This window comes from Vibrio sp. 378, assembly GCF_033339435.1.
Genome location: NZ_JAWOUO010000546.1, coordinates 1 through 705, shown reverse-complemented (window position 1 = coordinate 705; position 705 = coordinate 1). Strand labels below are relative to the sequence as shown.

At 47.7% G+C, this 705-nt stretch carries 1 pseudogene; it reads right to left on the bottom strand.

What is annotated here, in order from left to right:
- Positions 1-705: pseudogene (locus R7Q48_RS27455) on the bottom strand (phosphoglucomutase, alpha-D-glucose phosphate-specific); the annotation flags it as partial.

Here is a 705-nt window from a genome sequence, read left to right as displayed (position 1 = left end):
AGTTTCAATTTGTTTTAGGTGTTCTTCACCCTTGAAGCTCTCACAATAGATTTTGTAGATGTCTTCCGTACCCGATGGACGAGCAGCAAACCAACCATTTTCAGTCGTCACTTTCAATCCGCCAATCGCCGCACCGTTACCAGGAGCGTGTGTTAGACGCGCCGTAATCGGATCACCTGCCAGTGTTTCTGCTGCAACCATTTCTGGCGACAGTTTCTTCAACACATCTTTTTGAGGTCCATTCGCTACCGCTTGAATACGATTGTACTTAGACTCACCGTGTTTAGCGGCAAGCTCTTCGTAGTATTCTTGTGGGTTTTTACCCGTTACCGCAGCAATCTCTGCCGCTAACAAACATAGTAAGATGCCATCTTTGTCTGTTGACCATGGTGTTCCATCTTTACGTAGGAAAGAGGCACCAGCGCTCTCTTCACCACCAAAACCAAACTTGCCAGTGTAAAGGCCATCTACAAACCACTTGAAGCCGACAGGCACTTCACACAGTTCGCGACCTAAGTCGGCTACTACTCGGTCAATAAGTGCACTTGAAACCAGCGTCTTACCAACAGCAACATCTTTACCCCACGCATCACGATGACGGTATAGGTAGTCGATACAAACCGCTAAGAAATGGTTCGGGTTCATCAAACCTTTCGGCGTCACGATACCATGACGGTCATAGTCTGGGTCGTTACCAAACGCAAG